The sequence below is a fragment of the Pseudomonas sp. P5_152 genome, from assembly GCF_033989915.1.
Classification (GTDB): domain Bacteria; phylum Pseudomonadota; class Gammaproteobacteria; order Pseudomonadales; family Pseudomonadaceae; genus Aquipseudomonas.
Window position 1 is genome coordinate 1,868,128 of record NZ_JASFAH010000002.1, and the last position, 22,878, is coordinate 1,891,005.

Below are 22,878 nucleotides of genomic sequence, written 5' to 3' on the forward strand. Positions count from 1 at the left end.
GGATGCAACTGCGTCTTCCTTCGCTAAACCTCACCCCAACAACAATGAGTCGAGCCTAGCGAACAGCACTTGAAGAACCTTTAATCTTGAACGGAACTCCGCCACCCCACATAAAAGCCAGGTAACACTCAAACTAACCAACACCCAAAAAAATATCTAGAAACAACCCTGACAACCGAGAAACCAATTAAGTTTTATCGTAACAAGTGTCCCTTCAAAGATATTATGGCACCACGCAGGCTGGTTGCCCCTTAACATTGCCATCAAAGCTCATTCAAATATCAAGCGAGTAGCCAGAATGAACGTACTTCAGAAAAAAATCGCCAACCCCATGACAATCATTGCGATCTTCGCAGCACTGTCCGAAACTTCCGCCGCGGTGTCATTGCCCTTCCTCGATGATGAGAACCGGGAAGTATATATATGGTTTTTAATCAGTTTCCCCTTCTACCTGCTATTCCTATTTTTCATCACCCTCAACTTCAACTACAAATCCCTGTATGCACCTTCGGACTTCCAGAAGAGCAAGCAGTTTTTGAAGGTGATCGATGACGCCACCCGAGGCGAGAAAAAATCCGCTTCTGCCACGGCCCAAGCAAGCAAGGTCAACCCCGCACGCCCAGACCCGCGCAAGAGCCCTGGGGCGGTCAAAACCAAGCCCGACTACTTGCTTCCCAGCACGCAGGACCCGCCACCTGGCATCACCTTCTACACCCACCTGCGCCCTCAACAGCAGTTATCCATGCCCGCTTCGGTGCAATACATACGTATCGTCGATGCCCGGTGGATCCGCAAGAAAAAGGACACCTGTCAGTTGATGGAGAAACTCGACCAACCCCGGCCAAGCCAACCGAGACTGACAATGCTGCTGACTTGTCAGGAGTCGGAGCCAGTGATCAATGAAAAGTTGAAGAAGTCTGATGTAAAAGCACTCAATGCTCAGGATTCCGTGTGCCTGTTCTATAACGTGAGCACGCAGGCAGTGACTGTCGTTCGCAAGACTGATTCCCGTCTTGATGCAGTGACAGACCGGCAAGATGGTTTTTCATCGAGGCAGGAACAAAGGGAGGGGGAAGCTGGCGGTATTGCGGATAACGGCGCTACTGCCCGGATGACAGATTAACGCTTGGCCATCGAGGCCCACAGAATAGATCGCGACCGTTGTGCCCCCGCTTCAAGCAGGCGCACAACGGTTGATCAGCGCAACAGCATCAGAACAACTTGCGGCCCTTGTTGGCAGCAATACGCATACGCAGGGCGTTGAGCTTGATGAAGCCAGCAGCATCCGCCTGGTTGTAAGCGCCGCCATCTTCTTCGAAGGTGGCGATGTTGGCGTCGAACAACGACTCGTCGGACTTGCGACCGGTAACGATCACGTTGCCCTTGTACAGTTTCAGGCGAACCACGCCGTTCACGTGCACCTGGGAAGCGTCGATCATCTGTTGCAGCATCAGACGCTCAGGGCTCCACCAGTAGCCGGTGTAGATCAGGCTGGCATACTTGGGCATCAGCTCGTCTTTGAGGTGAGCCACTTCACGGTCCAGGGTGATCGATTCGATCGCCCGGTGGGCGCGTAGCATGATGGTGCCGCCTGGGGTTTCGTAGCAGCCACGGGACTTCATGCCCACGTAACGGTTCTCGACGATGTCGAGACGACCGATACCGTGTTCGCCACCAATACGGTTGAGGGTCGCCAGCACGGTGGCCGGGGTCATTTCGACGCCGTCCAATGCAACGATGTCGCCGTTGCGGTAGGTCAGTTCCAGGTACTGCGGTTTATCTGGAGCGTTCTCCGGGGAGACGGTCCATTTCCACATGTCTTCTTCGTGCTCGGTCCAGGTATCTTCCAGCACGCCGCCTTCATAGGAGATGTGCAGCAGGTTGGCATCCATCGAGTACGGGGATTTCTTCTTGCCATGGCGCTCGATCGGGATCGCGTGCTTCTCGGCGTAGTCCATCAGCTTCTCGCGGGACAGCAGGTCCCACTCACGCCATGGAGCAATGACTTTTACCCCTGGCTTGAGGGCATAGGCACCCAGCTCAAAACGAACCTGGTCGTTGCCTTTGCCGGTGGCACCGTGGGAAATGGCGTCAGCACCGGTTTCATTGGCGATTTCGATGAGGCGTTTGGCGATCAACGGACGTGCGATGGAAGTACCCAGCAGGTACTCGCCTTCGTATACGGTGTTGGCACGGAACATCGGGAACACGAAATCACGCACGAATTCTTCGCGCAGATCGTCGATGTAGATTTCTTTGACGCCCATGGCTTGTGCCTTGGCGCGAGCCGGTTCGACCTCTTCGCCTTGACCCAGGTCAGCGGTGAATGTCACCACTTCACAGTTATAAGTATCCTGCAGCCACTTGAGGATCACCGAAGTGTCCAGGCCGCCGGAATACGCCAGAACGACCTTGTTTACGTCCGCCATGCCATCACTCCACGGGGTTCTACGGAAAGCCGATAAGTCTAACGCTGCGAGCGGATAAATTACAGAGGCGCGACAGCTTATGACGACGAAGCGACAGATTATGTCGAGCGGGCGACGATTTCGACGGGTTCAGGAGGTCGCTGCCGCGCCACCCGCAGAGCTGACTTGAGGGGCAGGATCGGCCGCAGGTTCGAGTCGTTCGAGCTGCACGCTGACCCGACGGTTTTTCGCCCGGTTGGCGGCACTGCTGTTGGGTGCCACTGGATACCGTTCGCCGTGAAAGCGCAGGGTCACCTGTGATTCCTGGATGCCGTTGGCCTTGAGGTAATCCATCACGGCCAGCGCCCTGCGTCGCGACAGGTCACGGTTGGTCAGGCGATTGCCGCTGTTATCGGAATGGCCGTCAATTTGAATATGATTGACCGTCGGATCGGCCTTCATGAAGCTCAGCATGGCCTGCAAGCGGCTTTTCGCCTGTGCATCCAGTTCGATTCCGCCCCCTGGAAAACCTACCGCCGCCTGCTTCACCTGCTCGTAGTTCATCGGTAGCAATTTGGCTACGCAGCCCTGGTAATCGGCATAGGCCTTGCTGAAACTGACCGGTAGCAGGCGCACTTCCGACACTCGACCGTCAGGCGCCGAATGCCGGATCAACGGACTGCGGCCCTCCATCAAACCACCGATCAGGCGACCGGCCTGCGCCTGCGAACTGTTGAACAGCACCTCGCCACTGCCCAACCTGACCGAGCCCAGGTTGATGTCCGCGCGCCCTGGCTGCCAGGGTGCCGCCGCCGCCAGCAAGGTCGCCGAGCCACCACTGAGCATCGGGTTATAGGCTTTCAACCGAAAGGTGGCCTGCTCGCCCGCCCGCCGCACGAACTCGCCCGCACCAAAATCGGTGATCGGTTGGCTCAGGCGGCATTCGAACTTGTCGCCCTCGACCTTCCACTCAGTGCTCTCCAGGCGCGTCTGGAAAGTGAGTGCCATGGCAGGAAGGCTGGCGAACACACTGAGCAAGGCTAGATAACGCTGGCGCACGGGAGGCTCCACTGACTTCTGCAACAAAAAGACCGACACACATGTTTACGGCATACCTTGGTGATATCGGTTACGTCCGACAAAACTTGATAGCGAGTGCCTGCAAGAGTCTTTTCCGGTAGCATTCCCATGAGTTTGACCCGCCTGGAATCCCCAATGTCCGACCGCCTGACCCTGCTGCGTCCCGACGACTGGCATATTCATCTTCGCGATGGTGCTGCGTTGCCCAATACTGTCGCGGATGTCGCGCGCACCTTTGGTCGCGCCATCATCATGCCCAACCTGGTACCACCGGTGCGCAATGCCGCTGAAGCCGACGCCTACCGCCAGCGCATTCTCGCTGCGCGCCCGGCCGGCAGCCGCTTTGAGCCGCTGATGGTGCTCTACCTGACCGACCGCACCACCGCGGACGAAATCCGCACCGCCAAGGCCAGCGGTTTCGTGCACGCCGCCAAGCTGTATCCGGCCGGTGCAACGACCAACTCGGACTCCGGTGTCACCAGCATCGACAAGATCTTCCCAGCGATCGAGGCCATGGCCGAAGTCGGGATGCCCTTGCTGATCCACGGTGAAATCACCCGCGGCGACGTCGACGTCTTCGATCGCGAGAAAATCTTCATCGACGAGCACATGCGTCGGCTCGTCGAGCGTTTTCCAACGCTCAAGGTGGTGTTCGAACACATCACCACCGGCGATGCCGTGCAGTTCGTCAACGAGGCCTCGGCCAACGTCGGCGCCACCATCACCGCGCACCACTTGCTGTACAACCGCAATCACATGCTGGTTGGCGGGATTCGCCCGCACTTCTACTGCCTGCCGATCCTCAAGCGCAACACCCACCAGGTCGCCCTGCTGGATGCCGCTACCAGTGGCAGTGAAAAGTTCTTCCTCGGTACCGACTCGGCTCCCCATGCCCAGCACGCCAAGGAAGCCGCCTGTGGCTGTGCCGGCTGCTACACCGCCTATGCCGCGATCGAGCTGTACGCCGAGGCGTTTGAACAGCGTAACGCGCTGGACAAGCTCGAAGCCTTCGCCAGCCTCAACGGCCCGCGTTTCTACGGCCTGCCAGCGAACACCGATCGCATTACCCTGGTCCGCGAAGAATGGACCGCCCCAACCAGCCTGCCCTTCGGCGAGCTGACTGTCATCCCGCTGCGCGCCGGTGAAAAACTGCGCTGGCGCCTGCTGGAGGAACACGCGTGAGTGAAGACCATTACGACGACGAACAGGAAGGTCAAGGTGGTGGCGGCTCACGTCACCCGATGGCAGCCAGGTTTCGGGGATATCTGCCAGTCGTCGTTGACGTTGAAACCGGTGGTTTCAACTGTGCCACTGACGCCCTGCTGGAAATTGCCGCGACGACCATCGCCATGGACGAAAAGGGTTTTGTGTTCCCGGACCACACCTACTTCTTCCGTGTAGAGCCGTTCGAAGGCGCCAACATCGAAGCTGCGGCGCTGGAGTTCACCGGCATCAAGCTCGATCATCCGCTGCGCATGGCCGTGAGTGAAGAGACGGCCCTGACCGATATCTTCCGCGGCGTGCGCAAGGCGTTGAAAGCCAATGGCTGCAAACGGGCAATCCTGGTCGGTCACAACAGCAGTTTCGACCTGGGCTTCCTCAATGCCGCCGTGGCGCGCCTGGACATGAAGCGCAACCCGTTCCACCCGTTCTCCAGCTTCGACACCGCGACACTGGCGGGCCTGGCCTACGGCCAAACCGTGCTGGCCAAGGCCTGCCAGGCAGCAGACATCGACTTCGACGGTCGCGAGGCCCACTCGGCTCGCTACGACACCGAGAAGACCGCTGATCTGTTCTGCGGCATCGTCAACCGCTGGAAACAAATGGGCGGCTGGGAAGACTTCAACGACTGATCGGTCGCAGGTTTTTCTCAACCCACAAAAAAACCGGCCACTTGGGCCGGTTTTTTTGTGCCTGAGGCGCGTGGCTTACAGCTTGCCAGCGTTCTCGGACAGGTAAGCAGCAACGCCTTCTGGCGAAGCAGTCATACCTTTGTCGCCTTTTTTCCAGTTAGCCGGGCAAACTTCGCCGTGCTCTTCGTGGAATTGCAGCGCGTCGACCAGACGGATCAGCTCTTCCATGTTACGGCCCAGTGGCAGGTCGTTGACGATCTGCGAGCGGACAACACCTTTGTCGTCGATCAGGAACGCGCCACGGAAAGCTACGCCGCCGTCGGATTCAACGTCGTACGCCTTGGCGATGTCGTGCTTCATGTCAGCAGCCATGATGTACTGGACCTGACCGATGCCGCCGGCATTGATTGGGGTGTTGCGCCAGGCGTTGTGGGTGAAGTGCGAGTCGATCGACACCGCGATCACTTCCACGTTACGCGCCTTGAAGTCAGCCATGCGGTGGTCCAGAGCGATCAGCTCGGACGGGCAAACGAAGGTGAAGTCCAACGGGTAGAAGAACACCAGGCCGTATTTGCCTTTGATGGCCGAGGACAGGGTGAAGCTGTCGACGATTTCGCCATTGCCGAGTACGGCCGGTACGGTGAAGTCAGGGGCTTGTTTGCCTACGAGTACGCTCATTGGATATCTCCTGGTGTAGTGCGTGAAGAAAGGTAGCGATCCAGTCTGCCGCCGGTAAACGACAGCTTCGTGAAACGGCTACCGTTCGCAAAGACCGACCATCATACACTGCGTTTTTGACCTGTCGCCATGTAGCCGTTCGTCAGGCAAGTGACGATCGATCACAACAGGCACGGAAACCACTTTGACAATCATTCTCGTTAACATTAAGATCCATCGCAATTGAGCCATAACCAGCGATGGGTTCTCACTCTATGTATGTCTGCCTCTGCACTGGCGTCACCGACGGCAAGATCCGCGATGCAATCTACGAAGGTTGCTGTAGCTACCGTGAGGTGCGTGAAGCCACCGGCGTTGCTAGCCAATGCGGCAAATGCGCCTGCCTTGCCAAGCAGGTGGTTCGCGAAACCCTTGCCGACTTGCAGATGAGCCAGGCGGCGATTCCCTTTCCCGTAGAATTTTCCGCCGCATAAGTAACCAATTTCAGAGAACCGGACTTAGTGTCCGGTTTTTTTATGTCTGTAATTCAATCGCTTAGCGTCAGGATGCGGAACACAAACATTCTTATTCCGATTAATTTTCATATATTATTCAATAACTTAGGTTTGACACTAAGAAGTTGCAGGCTCAAACTCGGCCTTATATACCGCACTTAAGGACAGGACCCCCATCATGAAAGGCGACGTAACAGTCATCCAGCATCTCAACAAGATCCTTGCCAATGAGCTGGTCGCAATCAATCAGTACTTCCTGCATGCCCGCATGTATGAAGATTGGGGCCTGAACAAGCTGGGCAAGCACGAGTACAAAGAATCCATCGACGAGATGAAACACGCGGACAAGCTGATCAAGCGCATCCTGTTTCTCGAAGGCCTGCCGAACGTCCAGGACCTGGGCAAGCTGCACATCGGCGAGCACACCAAGGAAATGCTCGAGTGCGACCTGCGCATCGAGCGTACCGGTCACGCCGACCTGAAAACCGCCATCGCCCACTGCGAGACCGTTGGCGACTTCGGCAGCCGTGAACTGCTCGAAGACATTCTCGAGTCCGAGGAAGAACATATCGACTGGCTGGAAACCCAACTGGGCCTGATCGATAAAGTTGGAATCGAGAACTATCTGCAATCGCAGATGGGTGAATAACGCAAAGTTACCACCCATTAAAAAGCCCCGCCCTCTTATAGAGAGGCGGGGCTTTTTTTGATCTGCTGCGAGGGTTCGCTGGCAAACCAGCGCCTACACCACTTAGGCTTCGGTCTTGCCAGCAGCAGCCTTTTCCACAGCAGCCTTGATGGTCGACTGCAGCGAACCGTCAGCGGCCATTTCGGTCATGATGTCGCTACCGCCAACCAATTCACCACCGACCCACAGCTGTGGGAAGGTTGGCCAGTTGGCGTACTTTGGCAGGTTGGCGCGGATTTCCGGGTTCTGCAGGATGTCCACGTAAGCGAACTTCTCACCACAGCCCATGACGGCCTGCGCGGCTTTCGCGGAGAAGCCACATTGTGGGGCATTCGGCGAGCCTTTCATGTAAAGCAGAATGGTGTTGTTGGCAATCTGCTCTTTAATAGTTTCGATGATATCCATGGAGCACCTCGGCTGAACTTTTCCGACTCAGTTGTCGGCACGGTGGCGCATTGTAACGGAAAGACCGACGCGATGCTCGGTCTCCCCGACAGACATACCTAGGCCGCTGCCACCGTCACCGGCACACCATTGAGCGCTGCGTTTCCCGACAACTCATCAAGCTGACGCTCATCTGTCAGGTCGTTGGCGCTGGACCCCGGTTGCGCCGTGGCGATGCCCATCTGCACTCCAGGCCGGGCATGGCCCCAGCCGTGGGGCAGGCTGACCACGCCCCGCATCATCTCGGGACTGCCGAGCACCTCGACTTCGATCTCGCCGACCCGCGAACTGACCCGCACCCGCTGGCCGTCGCTGAGCCCGCGCTGAGCGAGGTCGTCCGGGTGCATCAACAACTGATGACGCGGCTTGCCTTTCACCAGGCGGTGGTAGTTGTGCATCCACGAATTGTTGCTGCGCACATGGCGTCGGCCAATCATCAACAACTCATCCGCCGCCGGCGCTTGCAGGGCGGCAAAGCGCTGCAGGTCCGCGAGTATCGCCGCTGGCGCCGCTTGCACGTGCTGGTTGGGCGTTTTCAGGCGCGGCCCCAGGTTGGCCTTCAGCGCCCCCAGGTCGACGCCATGGGGATGATCGAACAGGCTGGTCACCGACAGCTTGTGCTCGGAGGCGTCACCGTAGCGACCGGCACGCAAGGCAAAGTCGATCATCTGTGCCGGTGGCAGCGTAGGCTTGAGTTCCTTGCCGGTCCTGGCCGCAAAGGCCTTGGCCAGGCCGACGAAGATTTCCCAATCATGCAGCGCGCCCTCGGGCTTGGGCAGGATCGCCCGGTTGAAGCGGCTGACATTGCGCACCGCGAACATATTGAACGTGGTGTCGTAGTGATCGTTTTCCAACGCCGAGGTCGAAGGCAGGATCAGGTCGGCGTAACGCGTGGTTTCGTTGATGTACAGGTCGACGCTGACCATGAACTCCAGGCCGTCCAGCGCCTGCTCCAGTTGCCGGCCATTGGGCGTCGACAACACCGGATTGCCTGCAACCGTGATCAGTGCGCGAATCTGCCCCTCGCCGCCCGTGAGCATTTCTTCGGCCAGGGCCGATACCGGCAACTCACCCGCGTATTCCGGCCGCCCGGAGACCCGGCTTTGCCACAGATTGAAATGCCCGCCCGAGGTCGACGCCACCAGGTCAACCGCCGGTTCAGTGCACAGTGCCCCGCCGACCCGGTCCAGGTTGCCGGTGACCAGGTTGATCAACTGCACCAGCCAATGACACAAGGTGCCAAAGGCCTGGGTCGAAACCCCCATGCGCCCATAACAGACCGCCGTCGGCGCGGCGGCAAAATCGCGCGCCAATTGGCGGATCTGCTCGACCGGCACGGCACACAACGGGCTCATGGCCTCGGCATCGAATGGAGCAATTGCCTGGCGCACCTGATCCAGCCCATCCACCGGCAAATGACTGTCGCGACTCAGGCCTTCGCTGAACAAGGTATTGAGCACGCCAAACAGCAACGCCGCATCACCCCCAGGCCGAACAAATACATGCTGGTCGGCCATCGCCGCCGTCTCGCTGCGCCGCGGGTCGACCACCACCACTTTGCCGCCACGCGCCTGGATCGCCTTCAAGCGTTTCTCCACATCCGGCACGGTCATGATGCTGCCGTTGGACGCCAGTGGATTAGCGCCCAGGATCAGCATGAAATCGGTGTGATCGATGTCTGGAATCGGCAGCAGCAACCCATGGCCATACATCAAGTGGCTGGTCAGGTGATGGGGCAACTGATCGACGGACGTCGCGGAGAAGCGATTGCGGCTCTTCAGTAACCCAAGAAAATAATTGCTGTGGGTCATCAGCCCGTAGTTATGCACGCTGGGGTTGCCCTGATACACCGCCACCGCGTTCTGCCCATGACGCTCCTGGATCGTCGCCAGGCGCTCGGCGACCAGCACAAAGGCCTCGTCCCAACCAATCGCCTGCCACTCGTTGCCGACGCGTTGCATGGGCTGGCGCAGGCGATCGGGATCGTTCTGGATATCTTGCAACGCCACCGCCTTGGGGCAGATATGACCGCGACTGAAGCTATCCAGCGGGTCCCCCTTGATCGAAGTGATCTGCAGGCCCGCGTTGTCGCTGGCGGTGGTTTCGATGGTCAAGCCGCAGATGGCTTCACACAGGTGGCACGCACGGTGGTTAAGAGTCTTGGTCATGGCCAGTCTCTGTTTTATTCGGGGCAACCAGAGCGCGGTTGCGGGAGTAAAACTATGGGCCGAGTCCGACCACTGCACCAGCGACGTTCGTCTTGTGAATCGGCGGCCATCAGGCCTGCCGATAGCACCCCGCCAGTTGGCGACCGGCAGGGCAAAAACCGCCTGGTACGCCCGCCTGTGCGCTGCGCTCGATTGCCAAGGCGCGCGGGGGCAGTGTACAAAGGGCTTGCTGCTGTCAGGAAACAGGCTTCAAAAGCGCTACTGCGGTCACCCCGTAGCCCCTCTGAAATCCCCTAAACACCGTAGCCTATTGGTAAGGCGCGACATTTAATGTCAATATTGCGCCTTCCCCTATTTCGTCGCCCCGTGCGGCTTACGCCGCAGGTCTCGCCCGTTTTTTTAATTAAACAAGGCCTTGAGTATCTGCGGTCCGTTGCAAAAGGTAGTCAATGATGAGCGCAAGGCACTTTCTCTCCCTGATGGATTGCACGCCCGAAGAGCTGGTCAGCGTGATCCGTCGAGGCATTGAGCTCAAAGACCTGCGTAACCGCGGCGTACTGTTCGAGCCGTTGAAAAACCGCGTCCTGGGGATGATCTTCGAGAAGTCCTCGACCCGCACTCGCCTGTCGTTCGAAGCCGGCATGATCCAGCTCGGCGGCCAGGCCATCTTCCTCTCGCCGCGCGACACCCAACTGGGCCGTGGCGAACCGATTGGCGACTGCGCCATCGTCATGTCGCGCATGCTCGACGCCGTGATGATCCGCACCTTTGCCCACAGCACCCTGACCGAATTCGCCGCCAACTCCCGCGTGCCCGTGATCAACGGCCTGTCCGATGACCTGCACCCGTGCCAGTTGCTGGCCGACATGCAAACCTTCCTTGAGCATCGCGGTTCGATCCAGGGCAAGACCGTGGCCTGGATCGGCGACGGCAACAACATGTGCAACAGCTATATAGAAGCGGCCATCCAGTTCGACTTCCAGTTGCGCATCGCCTGCCCCGAGGGCTACGAGCCCAACCCGCAATTCGTGGCGGCAGCCGGCGATCGCGTGACCATCGTCCGCGACCCCAAGGATGCCGTGCGTGGCGCACACCTGGTGAGCACCGATGTCTGGACCTCCATGGGCCAGGAAGAAGAAACCGCCAAGCGCCTCAAACTGTTTGCGCCCTACCAGGTCAACCGCGCCCTGCTCGACCTGGCGGCCGAGGATGTCCTGTTCATGCACTGCCTGCCTGCCCACCGCGGCGAAGAAATCAGCCTCGACCTGCTCGACGACGGCCGCTCGGTGGCCTGGGACCAGGCAGAAAACCGCCTGCACGCGCAAAAGGCCTTGCTCGAATTCCTCGTTCCCCCGGCGTACCACCACGCATGAGTCATACATTACTGCTGAACCTGCGCAACCTGGCCTGCGGCTACCAGGACCAGCGCGTTGTCCAGAACCTCAACCTGCACCTCAATGCTGGCGATATCGGCTGCCTGCTTGGCTCCTCCGGTTGTGGCAAGACCACCACCCTGCGGGCCATCGCCGGTTTTGAACCGGTCCACGAAGGGGAAATTCAGCTGGCGGGAGAAACCATCTCCAGTGCCGGTTTCACCCTCGCCCCGGAGAAACGCCGGATCGGCATGGTGTTCCAGGACTACGCACTGTTCCCGCACCTGAGCGTGGCTGACAACATCGCCTTCGGCATTCGCAAGCACCCGCACAAAGACCGGGTCACCGCCGAGATGCTCGAACTGGTGAACCTGAAGAACCTCGGCAAGCGCTTCCCCCACGAGCTTTCCGGCGGCCAGCAACAACGGGTGGCCCTGGCTCGCGCACTGGCCCCGGAGCCGCAACTGCTGCTGCTCGATGAACCCTTCTCCAACCTCGATGGCGAATTGCGCCGCAAGCTCAGCCACGAAGTCCGCGACATCCTCAAGAGCCGTGGCACCAGTGCGATTCTGGTGACCCACGACCAGGAAGAAGCCTTCGCGGTCAGCGATCAGGTCGGGGTGTTCAAGGAAGGTCGGCTGGAGCAGTGGGACACGCCCTACAACCTGTACCACGAGCCGCTGACACCTTTCGTCGCGAGCTTCATCGGCCAGGGTTACTTCATTCGTGGCCAGTTGCAGACCCCCGAGTCGGTGCAGACCGAACTTGGCGAGCTGCGTGGCAACCGCGCCTATACCTGGCCGACCGGCGGCGCCGTGGACGTGCTGCTGCGTCCCGACGATATCGTCTACGCCCCGGATAGCCCGCTGAAAGCGCGGATCATCGGCAAGACCTTCCTTGGCGCCTCGACGTTGTACCGCCTGCAACTGCCCACCGGCAGCCAGCTGGAATCGATCTTCCCGAGCCACGCCGACCACCTGGTGGGTGCCGATGTCGGCATTCGCGTGGCCGCCGAACACCTGGTGCTGTTCCAGGCATCCGGCAGCACCGCGGCACAGATACCGGCCGTCGAATCCGGAGTCCGCCGGTACAGCACCGCCAGTTGATCCACGCTCCTACACATCCAGTCAGGCAGCGACGTCAGTGTCAGCCCAGCAGCAACGTCCCGCTGGCCACCAACGTCGCAGTCCCGCCAATCTTCACTCGATCGCCTTCCAGGCGACAGAACAACTCCCCGCCCCGCGCCGAACACTGATAGGCCGTCAGACTGGTTTTATCCAGTTGCTGCGCCCAGTAAGGGATCAGCAGGCAATGGGTCGAACCGGTGACCGGGTCTTCGTTGATGCCGATGGCCGGGGCAAAATAGCGCGAGACAAAATCATGCTGCGTGCCGCGCGCGGTGACGATTGCCCCCAGCCAGGGCAACTTCGCCAGGGCCACCATGTCGGGCTGGCAATCGCGCACGGCCTGCTCCGATTCGAGCACCACAAACAACTCATTGGAACCCAGCACCTCGATGGGCTGCACCCCCAGCGCTGCGGCTATCAGCGGATTGGCCGCCACCGCACGCGGTGCGATCATCGGGAAATCCAGCCATAGCTGCCCGCCTTCGCGGGTCACGCGCAACGGCCCGGATTTACTGATGAAATCCAGGCTTTGCGACGGTTCCTCATACTGGTCGAACAACACATGGGCGCTGGCCAGGGTCGCGTGGCCGCACAACGGCACTTCCGTGGTCGGGGTGAACCAACGGATATGCCAACCCTGGGCCTCACGCACCACAAACGCGGTCTCGGCGAGGTTGTGCTCGGCGGCGATGTTTTGCATCAGTTCATCACTGAGCCAAGCCTCGAGCCGGTAGACCATCGCCGGGTTGCCACTGAACGGACGGTCGCTGAAGGCATCGACCTGATGAAACGCTAACTCCATGACTACTCTCCTTTTGTGTAGGCGAGCGCGAGCATGCAGCAGCGGTGGCTGGCTCACCAGTGACAGAGCCAGTGGATTTTCACCATACAGCGAACGGGTCAAGCCCGGCCGATGTCAGCGAACCTGGCCTGGGTATGCTCGGCCAGCACCGCAGGGGCCAATTCGACTTCCAGCCCCCGTCGACCGGCACTGACATAAATAGTCGCAAAAGCTTGGGCACTGCTATCGATAAAGGTACGCAGCCGCTTCTTCTGCCCCAACGGGCTAATTCCCCCCAATAAGTACCCGGTTGCCCGCTGCGCGGCAGCGGGGTCGGCCATCTCGACTTTCTTGACCCCTGCCGCATGGGCCAGCGCCTTCAAGTCCAGACTTCCGACGACCGGCACCACAGCGACCAGCAACTCGGCTTTCTCACTGGCCGCAAGCAAGGTCTTGAACACCTGGGCCGGCTGCAACCCAAGCTTTTCCGCCGCCTCCAACCCGTATGAAGCGGCCTTGGGATCATGTTCATAACTGTGTACACGATGTTCGGCACGAACTTTTTTCAGCAGATCCAATGCGGGGGTCATGGCAGCTCCAAGCCAACGAAAGAACAACAAATGCTGCGCCGGATTCTAGGTCATCACGCAGCAAAAGGCTCCAAGACCGCCCCGCTATCCAGTCGTCGGCGCTGCCGGCCAGGTAAATCTGCAACGTTGCCACCCCCCTCAAGACGCGATCATTCACCCGAACAATAGTTGATTTGTGACTGATGATTCACTTTCGACCTTTGACATCAGCGTTTCTTGTCTATATTTTTTCGTTTCCGAATACCATGCGAATAATCCTACGCAGCACCCAGCAGTAAGCCGAGACCAGGATGGGGATCCTGCCTTGGTGAAAATCGCGCCCGATCTCCTGTGGGACGAGCGCCCGACAACAACAAAAAACGAGGTTTTCATGACCACTGCTTTACAACAACCACCGCTCTCGAGCCAATGCATGGCCGAGTTCCTGGGGACTGCACTGCTGATCTTTTTTGGCACTGGCTGCGTCGCCGCCCTCAAAGTCGCGGGCGCCAGCTTTGGCCTGTGGGAAATCAGCATCATCTGGGGCGTCGGCGTCAGTATGGCTATCTACCTGACTGCGGGCGTTTCCGGTGCCCACCTGAACCCGGCCGTCAGCATCGCCCTAAGCATTTTCACCGATTTTGAAAAGCGCAAACTGCCCTTCTACATCTTGTCCCAGGTGGCGGGCGCCTTCTGTGGCGCGTTGTTGGTTTACACGCTTTACAGCAACCTGTTCTTCGATTTCGAACAAACCCAGCAAATGGTTCGCGGCAGCCAGGCCAGCCTGGAGTTGGCGTCGGTATTCTCTACCTTCCCCAACCCGGCGCTGTCTACCGGTCAGGCGTTCCTGGTCGAGATGATCATCACCGCGATCCTGATGGGCGTGATCATGTCCCTGACCGACGATAACAACGGCCTGCCCAAGGGTCCGCTGGCACCGCTGCTGATTGGCCTGCTGATCGCCGTGATCGGCAGCTCGATGGGGCCGCTGACCGGCTTCGCGATGAACCCGGCACGGGATTTCGGTCCTAAACTGATGACTTTCTTCGCTGGCTGGGGTGAAATTTCCTTCACTGGCGGCCGGGATATTCCCTATTTCCTGATTCCGATTTTTGCTCCGATTGTCGGTGCCTGCCTCGGTGCTGCGGCCTATCGCGGGCTGATTGCCCGTCACCTGCCCGGCGCCGTACCTGCTACAACAAAGGCAGAACCGGCGATGGATGGCAAAACCCGAATTTCCTGATAGCGGCGGCGCGTGATCCTGCCCACCATTGATCACGCGCCCCGATCCACTCCCTTATTTCGTCCAAGGCAATCGACATGACCGACACACAGAATAAGAACTACATCATTGCCCTTGATCAGGGTACGACCAGCTCGCGCGCGATCATTTTCGACCGCGACGCCAACGTGGTCTGCACCGCTCAACGCGAATTCGCCCAGCATTACCCACAAGCCGGCTGGGTCGAACATGACCCGATGGAGATCTTCGCCACCCAGAGCGCGGTGATGGTCGAGGCCCTGGCACAAGCAGGCCTGCATCACGACCAGGTGGCCGCCATCGGCATCACCAACCAGCGCGAAACCACCGTGGTCTGGGACAAGACCAGCGGCCGGCCGATCTACAACGCCATTGTCTGGCAATGCCGGCGCAGCACCGAGATCTGCCAGCAGCTCAAGCGCGACGGCCACGAGCAATACATCAGCGACACCACCGGCCTGGTCACCGACCCGTACTTTTCCGGCACCAAGCTGAAGTGGATCCTCGACAACGTCGAAGGCAGCCGGGAGCGTGCACGCAACGGCGAGTTGCTGTTCGGCACAGTCGACAGCTGGTTGATCTGGAAATTTACCGGCGGCAAGACCCACGTCACCGACTACACCAACGCCTCGCGCACCATGCTCTTCAACATCCACACCCTGGAGTGGGACGCGAAGATGCTCGAGCTGCTGGACATCCCCCGCGAGATGCTGCCGCAGGTGAAGTCCTCGTCGGAAATTTATGGCCACACCAAGAGCGGCATTGCCATCGGCGGTATCGCCGGCGACCAGCAAGCGGCCTTGTTCGGCCAGATGTGCGTGGAGCCCGGCCAGGCGAAAAACACCTACGGCACCGGCTGCTTCCTGCTGATGAATACCGGCAGCAAGGCAGTCAAATCCAGCCATGGCATGCTCACCACCATCGCCTGCGGTCCGCGCGGTGAGGTGGCCTATGCCCTCGAGGGCGCAGTGTTCAACGGCGGCTCCACCGTGCAGTGGCTGCGCGACGAACTGAAGATCATCAACGACGCCCACGACACTGAGTACTTCGCCAACAAGGTCAAGGACAGCAACGGTGTGTACCTGGTGCCCGCCTTCACCGGCCTCGGCGCGCCGTACTGGGACCCCTATGCCCGCGGCGCCCTGTTCGGCTTGACTCGCGGCGTACGGGTCGACCACATCATTCGCGCAGCCCTGGAGTCGATTGCCTACCAGACCCGCGACGTGCTCGACGCCATGCAACAGGATTCCGGCGAACGCCTCAAGGCCTTGCGCGTGGACGGCGGTGCGGTGGCGAACAACTTCCTCATGCAGTTCCAGGCCGACATCCTCGGCACCCAGGTCGAGCGCCCGCAAATGCGCGAGACCACGGCACTCGGCGCTGCCTATCTGGCAGGCCTGGCCTGCGGCTTCTGGGCCAGCCTGGACGAACTGCGCGGCAAGGCGGTGATCGAGCGCGAATTCGACCCGCAACTGGAAGAAAGCGCCAAGGAAAAACTCTACGCTGGCTGGAAAAAAGCCGTCAGCCGCACCCGTGACTGGGAGCCGCACGAAGGCGAGGAATAAGCCAAGGGCCGAACAGTGTTCGGCATCTAACTGGTCGGGAGGGGATCGATGCGGCATCATGGGCAAATTTTGCACGGCAGCCCAAAGGACGCCCCATGAATCTGCCTCCCCGTCAGCAGCAAATCCTCGAACTGGTCCGCGAACGCGGCTACGTCAGCATCGAGGAAATGGCCCAGTTGTTCGTTGTTACTCCGCAGACCATTCGCCGCGATATCAATCAGCTGGCCGAAGACAACCTGTTGCGCCGCTACCATGGCGGCGCAGCCTATGATTCCAGCGTGGAAAACACTGCGTACGCCATGCGTGCCGACCAGATGCGCGACGAAAAGCAGCGCATCGGTGAAGCCATCGCCCGGCAAATTCCCGACCACGCCTCGTTGTTCATCAATATCGGTACCACTACCGAGTCCATCGCCCGGGCGCTGCTCAACCACAACCACCTGAAAATCATCACCAACAACCTGCACGTGGCCTCGATGCTCAGTGCCAAGGATGATTTCGACGTGCTGCTCACCGGCGGCACCGTGCGCCGCGACGGCGGGGTTGTCGGCCAGGCCAGTGTCGATTTCATCAACCAGTTCAAGGTCGACTATGCCCTCGTGGGCATCAGTGGCATCGACGAAGACGGCAGCCTGCTGGACTTTGATTACCAGGAAGTGCGGGTATCCCAGGCAATCATCGCCAATGCCCGGCAAGTGATCCTCGCGGCTGACTCCAGCAAGTTCGGACGCAACGCCATGATTCGCCTGGGACCGATCACCCTGATCGATTGCCTGGTGACTGATCAGGAGCCCGTGCCCGCCCTCGCCCAGCTGCTGAGCCAGAACAAGATTCGCCTGGAAGTCGTTTAACCGCCTCACCTCTTCAGCGTCCGTCCAGACGCCATCGCGAGCAGCGCAACCCTTGTGGGAGCGAGCCTGCTCGCGATAGCGCCTGCTCATGCCCCACCCGCATAAATGTTCGAAATTCTTCCTTTTCTGCCCCTTCGATGAGTTTTTTCAATCGAAGCGGACTGGCTGTGGGCGACTTTATGGGCTACCATTTTCGCAAATGAACATTAATGTTCGTATTCCAATACATAAAGCCAAAAATGCCCGAGGCCTGCCGATGCCCACTTCCACCTTGCCGACACCCCCACTTGCCGAGATCTATGACGTCGCCGTGATTGGTGGCGGGATCAATGGCGTCGGGATTGCGGCGGATGCTGCCGGCCGTGGGCTTTCGGTGTTCCTTTGCGAAAAGGACGACCTGGCCAGCCACACCTCGTCCGCCAGCAGCAAGCTGATCCACGGCGGCCTGCGCTACCTGGAACACTATGAATTCCGCCTGGTGCGCGAAGCCCTGGCCGAACGCGAAGTGCTGCTGGCCAAGGCCCCGCATATCGTCAAGCAGATGCGCTTTGTCCTGCCGCACCGCCCGCACCTGCGCCCGGCATGGATGATTCGCGCCGGCCTGTTCCTCTACGACAACCTGGGCAAGCGGGAAAAGCTCGCCGGTTCCAGAAGCCTGAAGTTCGGTGCCGACAGCGCCTTGAAAAGCGAAATCAGCAAGGGCTTCGAGTACTCCGACTGCTGGGTCGACGACGCTCGCCTGGTGGTTCTCAATGCCATGGCTGCCCGTGAAAAAGGCGCCCACGTGCATACCCAGACCCGCTGCGTCAGCGCCCGACGCAGCAAGGGCCTGTGGCACCTGCACCTGGAGCGTGCCGATGGCAGCCTGTTCTCGATCCGCGCCAAGGCGCTGGTGAACGCGGCCGGCCCCTGGGTTGCCAAGTTCATTCGCGATGACCTGAAGATGGAATCGCCCTACGGTATTCGCCTGATCCAGGGCAGCCACCTGATCGTGCCCAAGCTGTACGAAGGTGAGCACGCGCACATCCTGCAAAACGAAGATCAGCGCATCGTGTTCACCATTCCGTACCTCAATCACTTCACCCTGATTGGCACCACGGACCGCGAGTACACCGGTGACCCGGCCAAAGTGGCGATCACCGAGGGCGAAACCGATTACCTGATCCAGGTAGTCAATGCGCACTTCAAGCAACAGGTCAGCCGTGACGACATCCTGCACACCTATTCCGGCGTGCGCCCGTTGTGCAACGACGAATCCGACAACCCATCGGCCGTGACCCGCGACTACACCCTGGCCCTGTCCGGCAGCGGTGAAGAGGCGCCCCTGCTCTCAGTGTTCGGCGGCAAGCTGACCACCTACCGCAAGCTGGCCGAGTCGGCCATGGCCCAGTTGGCGCCCTATTTCAAGCAGATGAAGCCGAGCTGGACTGCCCAGGCAACCCTGCCTGGCGGCGAAGACATGAGCACCCCGCAGGCCCTGAGCGCCTTGATTCGCGACAAGTTCGACTGGGTCCCCACGGAAATCGCCCGCCGCTGGGCCACCACTTACGGCAGCCGCACCTGGCGCATGCTCGAAGGCGTACAGGGCTTGAACGACATGGGCGAGCATCTGGGTGGCGGGCTCTACAGCCGTGAAGTCGATTACCTGTGCCAGCAGGAATGGGCCACCACCGCCCACGATATTCTCTGGCGGCGCACCAAGCTGGGCCTGTTCACCACGGCCGACGAACAGGCAAACGTGCAGCAGTACCTGCACAAGCTCGAAATCAACCGCAGCAAGATCGAAGCGGCCTGATCGACAGCCAATACATAAAAAGCCCCTGGATTCCGCGATTCAGGGGCTTTTTATTTTCTACATTGCGTTGAAGCCGCGAAAAATTCATTCGGTTTTCCGAACGCGACCCGGCAGTCAATTCGGTTAACCGGATCAGGCGTAGGGACAAGTTCCGCCACAAATATTTAATATCCTTATAAATCAACAATTTAGGCATTTAACCCTGGCCTGGCACGACTCATGCTCTACACTCTTGGACGAACGCCTGAGATGCCAACACTTCAGGAGCTCCCCAGGCGTTCAGCAGTACTAGAGAGCCGAAGAACTGGCTCCATAAAAAAAACAATGTCGAGGAAAATTTGATGCGTATCGTTCCCCATATCCTGGGCGCAGCCATCGCTGCCGCTCTGATCAGCACGCCAGTTTTCGCCGCCGAGCTCACCGGCACCCTGAAGAAGATCAAAGAGTCCGGCACCATCACCCTGGGCCATCGCGACGCTTCCATTCCGTTTTCCTACATTGCAGACGCTTCTGGCAAACCAGTCGGCTACTCCCACGACATCCAGATGCAAGTCGTCGAAGCCCTGAAAAAAGACCTGGACCTGCCGAACCTGCAAGTCAAATACAACCTGGTCACCTCGCAAACCCGTATTCCGCTGGTGCAGAACGGCACCGTTGACCTCGAGTGCGGTTCCACCACCAATAACGTCGAGCGTCAGCAACAAGTTGACTTCTCGGTCGGCATCTTCGAAATCGGTACTCGCCTGCTGTCCAAGAAGGACTCCAAGTACAAGGATTTCGACGATCTTAAAGGCAAGAACGTCGTGACCACCGCTGGCACCACGTCCGAGCGCATCCTCAAGTCGATGAACGCCGACAAGCAGATGGGCATGAACGTGATCTCCGCCAAGGACCACGGCGAATCCTTCCAGATGCTGGAATCGGGCCGCGCCGTTGCCTTCATGATGGACGACGCCCTGCTGGCCGGTGAAGCGGCCAAGGCCAAGAAAGCTTCCGACTGGGAAGTGACTGGCACGCCACAGTCCTATGAAATCTATGGCTGCATGGTGCGCAAAGGCGACGAGCCGTTCAAGAAAGCGGTCGATGATGCCATCAAGGCCACCTACGCTTCGGGCAAGATCAACAAGATCTACGACACCTGGTTCCAGGCGCCAATCCCGCCTAAAGGCCTGAACCTGAACTTCCCGATGAGCGACGAGCTCAAGGCGCTGATCGCCAATCCGACCGACAAAGCGGCTGACGACAAGAAATCCTGATTTCTGACTAGTCTTACCTCCTGAGAGGGCCAATGCCCTTTCGGGAGGTTGTCACTACCTGCTGGCATTTTTGGAAACACTCGAACCGGTGGTTGTCGAGCCGACCGCGTGTGCCCGACCGTCAACGTCGGGTGGGAACGGAGTTCCCCCAGGCAGGTGCTTGAACATCGATTGAATCCGAGGGGAGACCCTAATGAATTACAACTGGGATTGGGGCGTGTTCTTCAAGTCCACCGGCGTGGGCAGCGAGACCTATCTCGACTGGTTCATTTCCGGGCTGGGCTGGACCATCGCTATCGCCATCGTGGCCTGGATCATTGCATTGCTGCTGGGCTCGGTACTGGGCGTAATGCGCACCGTACCGAACCGCATCGTGTCAGGCATCGCGACCTGCTACGTAGAACTGTTCCGTAACGTGCCGCTGCTGGTTCAGCTGTTCATCTGGTACTTCCTGGTGCCCGACCTGCTGCCACAAGACCTGCAGGACTGGTACAAACAAGACCTCAACCCGACCACCTCGGCCTACCTGAGTGTTGTCGTGTGCCTGGGCCTGTTCACCGCCGCCCGGGTCTGCGAACAAGTGCGCACCGGTATCCAGGCGCTGCCCCGCGGCCAGGAATCGGCTGCTCGCGCCATGGGCTTCAAGCTGCCGCAGATCTACTGGAACGTGCTGCTGCCCCAGGCCTATCGCATCATCATTCCACCGCTCACCTCGGAATTCCTCAACGTCTTCAAGAACTCGTCCGTGGCCTCGCTGATCGGCCTGATGGAGCTGCTCGCGCAGACCAAGCAGACCGCCGAGTTCTCCGCCAACCTGTTCGAAGCCTTCACCCTGGCGACCCTGATCTACTTCACCCTGAACATGAGCCTGATGTTGCTGATGCGCGTGGTCGAGAAGAAAGTCGCAGTGCCCGGCCTGATCTCCGTGGGGGGTAAATAATGGAATTCGATTTCAGTGGCATCATCCCGGCCATTCCCGGCTTGTGGAACGGCATGGTGATGACCCTCAAGCTGATGGCGCTGGGCGTCGTCGGTGGCCTCGTCCTCGGCACCATCCTGGCCTTGATGCGGTTGTCCCACAACAAACTGCTGTCGAACTTCGCCGGCGCCTACGTCAACTACTTCCGCTCGATCCCACTGCTGCTGGTGATCACCTGGTTCTACCTGGCGGTGCCGTTCGTGCTGCGCTGGATCACCGGCGAAGACACCCCGATCGGCGCGTTTGCCTCCTGCATCGTGGCCTTCATGATGTTCGAAGCAGCGTACTTCTGCGAAATCGTGCGCGCCGGTGTGCAATCGATTCCCAAGGGCCAGATGGGCGCCGCCCAGGCCCTGGGCATGTCCTATGGCCAGATGATGCGCTTGATCATCCTGCCCCAGGCATTCCGCAAGATGACCCCACTGCTGCTGCAGCAGAGCATCATCCTGTTCCAGGACACCTCGCTGGTCTACACCGTCGGCCTGGTGGACTTCCTCAACGCTTCGCGGGCCAGTGGCGACATCATTGGCCGTTCCAATGAGTTCCTGGTATTCGCCGGTCTCGTGTACTTCATCATCAGCTTTGCCGCCTCGCAGCTGGTCAAGCGTCTGCAAAAAAGGTTCGCCGTATGATCTCTATCAAGAATATCAACAAGTGGTATGGGGACTTCCAGGTGCTGACTGATTGCAGCACCGACGTCAAGAAAGGTGAGGTGATCGTGGTGTGCGGGCCGTCCGGCTCCGGCAAGTCGACCCTGATCAAGTGCGTCAATGCCCTGGAACCGTTCCAGAAAGGCGACATCGTGGTCGACGGCACTTCGATTGCCGACCCCAAGACCAACCTGCCGAAACTGCGCTCGCGCGTTGGCATGGTGTTCCAGCACTTCGAACTGTTCCCGCACCTGACCATCACCGAAAACCTGACCATCGCGCAGATCAAGGTGTTGGGCCGCAGCAAGGAAGAAGCCACCAAGAAAGGCCTGCAACTGCTCGAGCGCGTCGGCCTCTCGGCCCACGCCCACAAGCACCCGGGCCAGCTCTCCGGTGGCCAGCAGCAGCGTGTGGCGATCGCCCGCGCACTGGCCATGGACCCGATCGTCATGCTGTTCGACGAACCGACCTCGGCGCTGGACCCGGAAATGGTTAACGAAGTGCTGGACGTCATGGTGCAACTGGCCCACGAAGGCATGACCATGATGTGCGTGACCCACGAAATGGGCTTCGCCCGCAAAGTGGCGGACCGGGTGATCTTCATGGACGCCGGCAAGATCATCGAAGACTGCCCTAAGGAAGAGTTCTTCGGCGACATCAACGCTCGCGCCGAACGTACACAGCACTTCCTGAACAAGATCCTGCAGCACTAAGCAGCACACCGCTCCTCGCCCCCGTGTAGGAGCGAGCTTGCTCGCGATGGTGGGTCAGCTACATCACTGTTGACTGACACTCCATCGCGAGCAAGCTCGCTCCTACACAGGGACTGCGCGGATTTGTAGATTTGTGTTGTGGTTG

General features: G+C 59.4%; 22 protein-coding genes. 15 read left to right on the top strand and 7 right to left on the bottom strand.

What is annotated here, in order from left to right; genetic code table 11:
- Positions 1 to 298 precede the first annotated feature (298 nt).
- Positions 299 to 1,123, top strand: coding sequence for a hypothetical protein (locus QMK50_RS08380; protein WP_320332934.1), 825 nt, complete (start codon positions 299 to 301; stop codon positions 1,121 to 1,123).
- An 88-nt stretch (positions 1,124 to 1,211) separates the two neighbouring features.
- Here QMK50_RS08380 and QMK50_RS08385 read toward each other — a convergent pair whose 3' ends face one another.
- Both QMK50_RS08385 and QMK50_RS08390 read right to left on the bottom strand, forming a co-directional pair.
- The gene (locus QMK50_RS08385) at positions 1,212 to 2,429 is read right to left on the bottom strand and encodes an argininosuccinate synthase (RefSeq protein ID WP_029295244.1); all 1,218 of its coding nucleotides are present in this window, start codon (positions 2,427 to 2,429) and stop codon (positions 1,212 to 1,214) included.
- A gap of 129 nt (positions 2,430 to 2,558) precedes the next feature.
- Positions 2,559 to 3,467 carry a flagellar protein MotY gene (locus QMK50_RS08390; RefSeq protein ID WP_159997727.1) on the bottom strand — a complete coding sequence of 303 codons (909 nt, stop codon included), beginning with the start codon at positions 3,465 to 3,467 and terminating at the stop codon, positions 2,559 to 2,561.
- 156 nt (positions 3,468 to 3,623) lie between these two features.
- Here QMK50_RS08390 and pyrC point away from each other — a divergent pair, with 156 nt between their 5' ends.
- Both pyrC and rnt read left to right on the top strand, forming a co-directional pair.
- Positions 3,624 to 4,670 (top strand): dihydroorotase, encoded by a 1,047-nt coding sequence (gene pyrC, locus QMK50_RS08395; RefSeq protein WP_095165915.1) that lies wholly within the window; start codon positions 3,624 to 3,626, stop codon positions 4,668 to 4,670.
- A complete protein-coding gene (gene rnt, locus QMK50_RS08400) occupies positions 4,667 to 5,341 on the top strand; it encodes a ribonuclease T (RefSeq protein WP_095165917.1) in 675 nt (224 codons plus the stop codon). Before pyrC ends, rnt begins: the two co-directional genes overlap by 4 nt.
- Positions 5,342 to 5,416: 75 nt before the next feature.
- On the opposite strand, the gene QMK50_RS08405 is transcribed toward rnt, so the two are convergent.
- Entirely contained in the window at positions 5,417 to 6,019 is a 603-nt protein-coding gene (locus tag QMK50_RS08405) for a peroxiredoxin (RefSeq protein WP_320332935.1), read from the bottom strand.
- Between the two features lie 254 nt (positions 6,020 to 6,273).
- Here QMK50_RS08405 and QMK50_RS08410 point away from each other — a divergent pair, with 254 nt between their 5' ends.
- Together QMK50_RS08410 and bfr are read left to right on the top strand one after the other, a co-directional pair.
- The gene (locus QMK50_RS08410) at positions 6,274 to 6,492 is read left to right on the top strand and encodes a bacterioferritin-associated ferredoxin (RefSeq protein ID WP_095165919.1); all 219 of its coding nucleotides are present in this window, start codon (positions 6,274 to 6,276) and stop codon (positions 6,490 to 6,492) included.
- A 199-nt stretch (positions 6,493 to 6,691) separates the two neighbouring features.
- Positions 6,692 to 7,162, top strand: a complete 471-nt coding sequence (bfr, locus tag QMK50_RS08415; RefSeq protein ID WP_095165921.1) for a bacterioferritin — start codon at positions 6,692 to 6,694, stop codon at positions 7,160 to 7,162.
- A 102-nt stretch (positions 7,163 to 7,264) separates the two neighbouring features.
- Here bfr and grxD read toward each other — a convergent pair whose 3' ends face one another.
- Both grxD and QMK50_RS08425 read right to left on the bottom strand, forming a co-directional pair.
- On the bottom strand, positions 7,265 to 7,606 hold the full coding sequence (gene grxD / locus QMK50_RS08420) for a Grx4 family monothiol glutaredoxin (protein ID WP_095165923.1): 342 nt from the start codon (positions 7,604 to 7,606) through the stop codon (positions 7,265 to 7,267).
- 98 nt (positions 7,607 to 7,704) lie between these two features.
- Positions 7,705 to 9,813 (bottom strand): molybdopterin oxidoreductase family protein, encoded by a 2,109-nt coding sequence (locus tag QMK50_RS08425; RefSeq protein ID WP_320332936.1) that lies wholly within the window; start codon positions 9,811 to 9,813, stop codon positions 7,705 to 7,707.
- Positions 9,814 to 10,265: 452 nt separating this feature from the next.
- Between QMK50_RS08425 and argF the strand changes: the two genes are divergently transcribed.
- Positions 10,266 to 11,186: an ornithine carbamoyltransferase gene (gene argF, locus QMK50_RS08430; protein WP_095165926.1), complete on the top strand. Its 921-nt coding sequence runs from the start codon at positions 10,266 to 10,268 to the stop codon at positions 11,184 to 11,186.
- On the top strand, positions 11,183 to 12,292 hold the full coding sequence (locus QMK50_RS08435; protein WP_095165928.1) for an ABC transporter ATP-binding protein: 1,110 nt from the start codon (positions 11,183 to 11,185) through the stop codon (positions 12,290 to 12,292). The genes argF and QMK50_RS08435 overlap by 4 nt, the downstream gene beginning before the upstream one ends.
- Before the next feature lie 40 nt (positions 12,293 to 12,332).
- On the opposite strand, the gene QMK50_RS08440 is transcribed toward QMK50_RS08435, so the two are convergent.
- Both QMK50_RS08440 and ybaK read right to left on the bottom strand, forming a co-directional pair.
- The gene (locus tag QMK50_RS08440) at positions 12,333 to 13,115 is read right to left on the bottom strand and encodes a PhzF family phenazine biosynthesis protein (protein ID WP_320332937.1); all 783 of its coding nucleotides are present in this window, start codon (positions 13,113 to 13,115) and stop codon (positions 12,333 to 12,335) included.
- Positions 13,116 to 13,213: 98 nt separating this feature from the next.
- On the bottom strand, positions 13,214 to 13,684 hold the full coding sequence (gene ybaK / locus QMK50_RS08445; RefSeq protein ID WP_320332938.1) for a Cys-tRNA(Pro) deacylase: 471 nt from the start codon (positions 13,682 to 13,684) through the stop codon (positions 13,214 to 13,216).
- Positions 13,685 to 14,054: 370 nt separating this feature from the next.
- Between ybaK and QMK50_RS08450 the strand changes: the two genes are divergently transcribed.
- The 8 genes from QMK50_RS08450 to QMK50_RS08485 all read left to right on the top strand — a co-directional run bounded on the left by QMK50_RS08450 (position 14,055) and on the right by QMK50_RS08485 (position 22,733).
- The gene (locus QMK50_RS08450; protein WP_095165933.1) at positions 14,055 to 14,906 is read left to right on the top strand and encodes an MIP/aquaporin family protein; all 852 of its coding nucleotides are present in this window, start codon (positions 14,055 to 14,057) and stop codon (positions 14,904 to 14,906) included.
- A gap of 77 nt (positions 14,907 to 14,983) precedes the next feature.
- Positions 14,984 to 16,489 carry a glycerol kinase GlpK gene (glpK, locus tag QMK50_RS08455; protein ID WP_095165935.1) on the top strand — a complete coding sequence of 502 codons (1,506 nt, stop codon included), beginning with the start codon at positions 14,984 to 14,986 and terminating at the stop codon, positions 16,487 to 16,489.
- Positions 16,490 to 16,584: 95 nt separating this feature from the next.
- Positions 16,585 to 17,340 (top strand): DeoR family transcriptional regulator, encoded by a 756-nt coding sequence (locus QMK50_RS08460; RefSeq protein WP_095165936.1) that lies wholly within the window; start codon positions 16,585 to 16,587, stop codon positions 17,338 to 17,340.
- Positions 17,341 to 17,596: 256 nt separating this feature from the next.
- Positions 17,597 to 19,135 (top strand): glycerol-3-phosphate dehydrogenase, encoded by a 1,539-nt coding sequence (glpD, locus tag QMK50_RS08465; protein ID WP_320332939.1) that lies wholly within the window; start codon positions 17,597 to 17,599, stop codon positions 19,133 to 19,135.
- Positions 19,136 to 19,476: 341 nt separating this feature from the next.
- Positions 19,477 to 20,391: a glutamate/aspartate ABC transporter substrate-binding protein gene (locus tag QMK50_RS08470; RefSeq protein WP_095165940.1), complete on the top strand. Its 915-nt coding sequence runs from the start codon at positions 19,477 to 19,479 to the stop codon at positions 20,389 to 20,391.
- 193 nt (positions 20,392 to 20,584) lie between these two features.
- Positions 20,585 to 21,331 (top strand): amino acid ABC transporter permease, encoded by a 747-nt coding sequence (locus tag QMK50_RS08475; RefSeq protein WP_095165942.1) that lies wholly within the window; start codon positions 20,585 to 20,587, stop codon positions 21,329 to 21,331.
- The gene (locus tag QMK50_RS08480; protein ID WP_095165944.1) at positions 21,331 to 22,002 is read left to right on the top strand and encodes an amino acid ABC transporter permease; all 672 of its coding nucleotides are present in this window, start codon (positions 21,331 to 21,333) and stop codon (positions 22,000 to 22,002) included. Before QMK50_RS08475 ends, QMK50_RS08480 begins: the two co-directional genes overlap by 1 nt.
- A complete protein-coding gene (locus QMK50_RS08485; protein ID WP_095165946.1) occupies positions 21,999 to 22,733 on the top strand; it encodes an amino acid ABC transporter ATP-binding protein in 735 nt (244 codons plus the stop codon). The genes QMK50_RS08480 and QMK50_RS08485 overlap by 4 nt, the downstream gene beginning before the upstream one ends.
- Positions 22,734 to 22,878: the final 145 nt, after the last annotated feature.

Excerpts from the sequence above, each read along its gene's own strand:
- QMK50_RS08460 (WP_095165936.1), top strand. The coding sequence starts at position 16,585 with ATGAATCTGCCTCCCCGTCAGCAGCAAATCCTCGAACTGGTCCGCGAA.
- QMK50_RS08450 (WP_095165933.1), top strand. The coding sequence starts at position 14,055 with ATGACCACTGCTTTACAACAACCACCGCTCTCGAGCCAATGCATGGCC.
- QMK50_RS08405 (WP_320332935.1), bottom strand. The coding sequence starts at position 6,019 with ATGAGCGTACTCGTAGGCAAACAAGCCCCTGACTTCACCGTACCGGCC.
- QMK50_RS08440 (WP_320332937.1), bottom strand. The coding sequence starts at position 13,115 with ATGGAGTTAGCGTTTCATCAGGTCGATGCCTTCAGCGACCGTCCGTTC.
- glpD (WP_320332939.1), top strand. The coding sequence starts at position 17,597 with ATGCCCACTTCCACCTTGCCGACACCCCCACTTGCCGAGATCTATGAC.
- QMK50_RS08475 (WP_095165942.1), top strand. The coding sequence starts at position 20,585 with ATGAATTACAACTGGGATTGGGGCGTGTTCTTCAAGTCCACCGGCGTG.
- bfr (WP_095165921.1), top strand. The coding sequence starts at position 6,692 with ATGAAAGGCGACGTAACAGTCATCCAGCATCTCAACAAGATCCTTGCC.
- QMK50_RS08425 (WP_320332936.1), bottom strand. The coding sequence starts at position 9,813 with ATGACCAAGACTCTTAACCACCGTGCGTGCCACCTGTGTGAAGCCATC.
- QMK50_RS08435 (WP_095165928.1), top strand. The coding sequence starts at position 11,183 with ATGAGTCATACATTACTGCTGAACCTGCGCAACCTGGCCTGCGGCTAC.
- grxD (WP_095165923.1), bottom strand. The coding sequence starts at position 7,606 with ATGGATATCATCGAAACTATTAAAGAGCAGATTGCCAACAACACCATT.
- pyrC (WP_095165915.1), top strand. The coding sequence starts at position 3,624 with ATGTCCGACCGCCTGACCCTGCTGCGTCCCGACGACTGGCATATTCAT.
- glpK (WP_095165935.1), top strand. The coding sequence starts at position 14,984 with ATGACCGACACACAGAATAAGAACTACATCATTGCCCTTGATCAGGGT.
- QMK50_RS08380 (WP_320332934.1), top strand. The coding sequence starts at position 299 with ATGAACGTACTTCAGAAAAAAATCGCCAACCCCATGACAATCATTGCG.
- QMK50_RS08485 (WP_095165946.1), top strand. The coding sequence starts at position 21,999 with ATGATCTCTATCAAGAATATCAACAAGTGGTATGGGGACTTCCAGGTG.
- ybaK (WP_320332938.1), bottom strand. The coding sequence starts at position 13,684 with ATGACCCCCGCATTGGATCTGCTGAAAAAAGTTCGTGCCGAACATCGT.
- QMK50_RS08385 (WP_029295244.1), bottom strand. The coding sequence starts at position 2,429 with ATGGCGGACGTAAACAAGGTCGTTCTGGCGTATTCCGGCGGCCTGGAC.
- QMK50_RS08410 (WP_095165919.1), top strand. The coding sequence starts at position 6,274 with ATGTATGTCTGCCTCTGCACTGGCGTCACCGACGGCAAGATCCGCGAT.
- argF (WP_095165926.1), top strand. The coding sequence starts at position 10,266 with ATGAGCGCAAGGCACTTTCTCTCCCTGATGGATTGCACGCCCGAAGAG.
- QMK50_RS08470 (WP_095165940.1), top strand. The coding sequence starts at position 19,477 with ATGCGTATCGTTCCCCATATCCTGGGCGCAGCCATCGCTGCCGCTCTG.
- QMK50_RS08480 (WP_095165944.1), top strand. The coding sequence starts at position 21,331 with ATGGAATTCGATTTCAGTGGCATCATCCCGGCCATTCCCGGCTTGTGG.